Source organism: uncultured Nostoc sp., assembly GCF_964245575.1.
In the GTDB taxonomy this organism is placed as follows: Bacteria; Cyanobacteriota; Cyanobacteriia; order Cyanobacteriales; family Nostocaceae; genus Nostoc.
In genome coordinates this window covers 1-4,264 of the sequence record NZ_CAXTNP010000447.1, presented here as the reverse complement: position 1 = coordinate 4,264, position 4,264 = coordinate 1, and the positions used below count along the sequence as shown (strand labels likewise).

At 41.0% G+C, this 4,264-nt stretch carries 6 protein-coding genes; all 6 read right to left on the bottom strand.

Features of this window, described 5'->3' with window-relative positions; translation table 11 throughout:
• Window positions 1-107: 107 nt before the first annotated feature.
• On the bottom strand, window positions 108-413 hold the full coding sequence (locus ACFFAP_RS36585; protein ID WP_375515797.1) for a hypothetical protein: 306 nt from the start codon (window positions 411-413) through the stop codon (window positions 108-110).
• A gap of 160 nt (window positions 414-573) precedes the next feature.
• Entirely contained in the window at window positions 574-846 is a 273-nt protein-coding gene (locus ACFFAP_RS36580) for a hypothetical protein (RefSeq protein ID WP_375515796.1), read from the bottom strand.
• Window positions 847-943: 97 nt separating this feature from the next.
• Window positions 944-1,498, bottom strand: coding sequence for a hypothetical protein (locus tag ACFFAP_RS36575; protein ID WP_375515795.1), 555 nt, complete (start codon window positions 1,496-1,498; stop codon window positions 944-946).
• A 138-nt stretch (window positions 1,499-1,636) separates the two neighbouring features.
• Complete coding sequence (locus ACFFAP_RS36570) at window positions 1,637-2,554, bottom strand: hypothetical protein (RefSeq protein ID WP_375515794.1); 918 nt, start codon at window positions 2,552-2,554, stop codon at window positions 1,637-1,639.
• A 101-nt stretch (window positions 2,555-2,655) separates the two neighbouring features.
• Window positions 2,656-3,348 carry a hypothetical protein gene (locus ACFFAP_RS36565; RefSeq protein ID WP_375515793.1) on the bottom strand — a complete coding sequence of 231 codons (693 nt, stop codon included), beginning with the start codon at window positions 3,346-3,348 and terminating at the stop codon, window positions 2,656-2,658.
• A 430-nt stretch (window positions 3,349-3,778) separates the two neighbouring features.
• Window positions 3,779-4,099 carry a helix-turn-helix domain-containing protein gene (locus tag ACFFAP_RS36560; protein ID WP_375515792.1) on the bottom strand — a complete coding sequence of 107 codons (321 nt, stop codon included), beginning with the start codon at window positions 4,097-4,099 and terminating at the stop codon, window positions 3,779-3,781.
• Window positions 4,100-4,264: the final 165 nt, after the last annotated feature.

Below are 4,264 nucleotides of genomic sequence, written 5' to 3'. Positions count from 1 at the left end.
TAGCAGTAAAGTGTGCCATAATTTATCGTGGAATCGATTTTTCTCTCCAGTCAGACTGATTAAATCTAGCTGGAGAGTTTTTCAGGCATAATCTGATTCTTTTTTCATCAAGCAGCAATTTTTTCTTTATTCGGTTTAGACAATCTAGAACCGCTCCCAGAAGTACGTTTAGTTGTTGAAATTGGTGGGTTAACTTGACCGAATGGAGTCTGAATTTTGAGGTCAGCCTTTAACTCTAATTGCAGCAATAGAAGCTGAGTCAAATAATAATCAACCTCTTCTATAATCTCAGCTTCTACTTCTGAGGGTAAGAGCGGTGTAATCTGATCTGATTCCAGATATTTAACTTCTTTGGTATAACGACAAACCATGACAATATAACGGTAGCCATGACCACAATTTTCGGCTAGCAAACTATCATGCGGTAGTACCTCAATACCGATTATCTTTCCCTGTTTTGTACGTTGGTAAACATGAAACTTTGGGATTCAATAACCGCGTGAAAGTGTGATTTTTGGTTGCATTTTCGTTACCTTTGGGTTAAATAAATTAGGGATTAGAGGTAAAGAATTTTTACAGATAGAAATGCTCAAAGATTTGATTCAATTTTTCTTTTAATTCATCAGACAGAGCCTTAAAGTCAAACTCGTCTGATTCCCAAACTTCATCAAGACTTGTAGACTCATCGATAATATTCGCAATCAAACAAGATTCATCATTGTAGTTCCAGCCATTTGCTAGAAGCCACCGTAGAACCCCGTCAGATTGCAACAGTTTCTCAATGTCGAACGAGTCAGAAAACTGCTGTAAGTTTTCGATACTAGGCTGAACGATTGTTGTAGTCATTTCTTGTGATTGGTGAATAGGTAGACAGCATCTATTAGCTGTAGACAAAGTTTGAGCAAGTTATAATTACATTTGCCCAAACTCTGTTTACAACGAGTTAAAACGCCATCTCAAGAGCAGCTTTGGTTACAGAAATTGCCTGCTTGCTGACCTCGCGCCAGTCTGTTTGCTCGTTGTAAGATGCCATAACTAATTCCGACCCAACCCACACCCGACAGAATAATACATTTTCATCTGTCGTCCCTGGAGTAGGCTGTAGTGTGATGGGAGAATACAATTGTTCTGGGGTCAAAGTTGCGATCGCCGCAAGTATGCACTTTGAAAAATGGGTATCATAACCGGATTCTAAGATATACGTCCGGTCTGCTTGCATAGTTATTAGCAACTTGCAGGTTTCTTTTTTGCGGCGTTCTGTATTCTCAAACCGCAGTTCTTTAAGATATCCAGTTAAGGCAGTTTGAGGGACATCACTCGGTTCACCATTTAGTGTGTACCACAGTCCTCCGTGCTGTCGATTACAGTAGATTTTGCAACTGCCAGCATCAGAGTGCAATCCTAGTTTTGGCTTATTGATTGAAGCGATTAATTGCTTGAGTAGTTCCTCTTGGCGCATTAAGGCAGCAAGTAAATCGACATTTTCTTGAGGGTTCATTTGTTTGTACCAAAAGCATTTTCACTTTTGCATTGGCGCAGCCGTTTAATTGTGATATATGAAGCGTAGAGCCAATAAAACAGCGCTCTTGATTTTACAAAAGCGCTGTTTTATTACTAATTATTTGCCCTGTACAGATTATTGATGTGAATTAAATCTCGCTAACAACTCTTCACGGGATAAACTAGATAATTCCAGTAAAACTCTAGCAAAATCATCTGGTGCTAACTGCAACAAACTATCGACTACTCTTGAGAGTTCTTCATCCACAGAACCAAACCGGAATCTTAACAAGTTTTCTACAACTTGGCGTTGTCCTTGCTGTACTCCTTGCTCTACCCCCTCCTGTACCGCTTGCGCTCTTGCTTCTTCGTAAGCTTGAGTTAAGTTCATGATCAACTCCTGGTCATCTCTGGTTAATTCTGTCTGTGTCATTACACTGATACGCCATCTGTAAATTATTTCCAGTACGTTCCGGCGTACAAGATCGGATGGTGGTAATGCAACCAGTTCTTCTACTGCCTCCCTTTGTACTTTTCCCCTCCCCAAGAGCCGAAACCATAGTGTGTCTGGAGTTCGCGGTAGCTTATTAGTTGCCACTATTGCTGCCCTTAAACCCAATGGCAGAAAGTACACTCCGCTCATCCAATTGTCTAAATCTAGTTTAGCTTCAAAAGCCTTGAGCAAAGCTTTTGAAGCACTTGGAGAAATAATCCACAGTTGTGCTAGCTCGTTCTCCGCTATTGTTGTGTCTTCCCTGTTGGCTTTTCGTTGCGCGTCTGCAATCACAGTAAATAATTTTTGTAGACAACTACGTACTTCTGTTCTACTTGGTTGATTGCGGAACGGTTCTAGCAAAGTAGTATTTAATACCGCTATTCTACCCAATAATCCTAAAGTTTCTGCATCAACCGCAGATGTTGGTGTTGGCGAAAATAACACATCAACAAATCTTGTTTCATCAGTTACTTCCCTATTAGTTTTTACTTCCCCAAAGGGAGAAAGTAACTCTTCTAAAAACTGCTTGGCAAATTTATCATGAGGTTGTTGGGTCATGTTATCAGTAATAATCGTGTTGTATCATACTGCTATTTCTGATTAGAGTTTGGTGCAAAAGCGATCGCCCTGCCTTGTCAGCAATCGCCTTTTCCCTTTAACTACGCCCCTACCAACTCCCGTTCTATCAGTGGCTGATATTGCCGTAGCCGCTCCCATTCCTGTGGCGTGAGTTCGTCAAACGGCTTACCCAGCAGTTCCTCACGAGATGGTTGCGTCAGTTCTACCATCGACAATATCCACACCGCATCAAATGCAGAATCACACGGGATTTTCTGCTGATGCACTGAAGTTGCCCGAATAACCCACCAACAACTATCAGTGTAACCGATAGAACCGAGTTTTTGTTCATCCTTATAGATGCCGTCGTCTAACAATTCAAATCCGAACTGCTCACACTGGGCGGCTATTTCGCACATAACTTCATTCCCCGTTGTTGCGACTGGGGTTTCTTCCTGTACTGGCAGAGTTCCTCGCTTATACTGCAAGCAGATATAGCGATGGCAAAGCATTAGGGTAGCAGCACGATAAACTTCTTTGTCGTTCACCATTACTACCCAAGGTTGTGTTAAATCATGATCATGAGTAATAGTGGCTATCAGCTGTCTACCAGCATAATATTCGTGGTCGTAGAAGCTGATTTCGATTACTCTCAATTCTTCAACCTTGACGCAAGGGGTTACAGTTGTTGCAACTTGTGGCATAATTTTAAGATTCCTTTTGGATAGAAAGGCGATCGCAGACTTTGGACGGTGAGCGATCGCCTTTTGATTTACATGAACAACGTTGTGCAAGCACAACGCTCACTCTCTTATTGGCGCAGCCTCATAAAGTAATTCCAAGGCAAAGCGTATCAGATGATGTCAAAACACCAGACAGCACAAAGCTGTAGAGAAGATATTGGGATGTAACCGTGTCCTCTGTACAGCCGCGTGATAACAATTGAAAAGGCGATTGAGGAGTTCACAATCGCCTTTGTTCTGCAAAGATTGAAGTTTTTTACAACCAGTTTTTAGACTTGGTGGGTCATCGGAATCATCTCGCGGTGGCTTGGCCATTACAAGTTTTAGGCTGCGGCTGCTCATCCCGCCGGCTATTAATTTTGATTGGTTTAATGCGAATAATTTACTTTGTTTGTTTTCAGTAAGCGCTTTTTTATTTAGCTGAGAGGCATTGCGCTCGTTTCCTCTACTTCTAAGTATTACTAATATTATTAGTATTTTGTCAAGTGTCTAAAAGTAAGATTTTTAAGTTTTCACCTATTAATACAGGTAGAAAAGCCCCAAAAGGGACAGAAAGGGCTTTACATAATGCTTCTAGCTTTTCTGTTGAAACAGAAATTTCCTTATCTGCTGGAGGATTCTCTAAGTACTGTATATACTGTTTTGTCATGGAAGATGCCTGTGCTAGCTGTTCTCTAGTCATTTTTCCACTTTTTTTTAGCCGGAGAGATTTTAGCCTTGCCCCCATCTCTGGAGTCCATTTATATGAGGCAACTGCCGTTGATAAAACTAGCATAACTTTTTCATTTTCTACTAATGACATTTTACTTCCTCACGCTATCATCATATAGTAAGTAAAGCAAAAGCGATCGCCCCCGTCCAAGAGTGCGATCGCTAGACTAATCCCTTCGCTAAAGAATAGCCATATTTAACCAGGGAAAACGCATCTTATTTACTAATAAAAACTAAGAGAGGTTTCAAAATGATA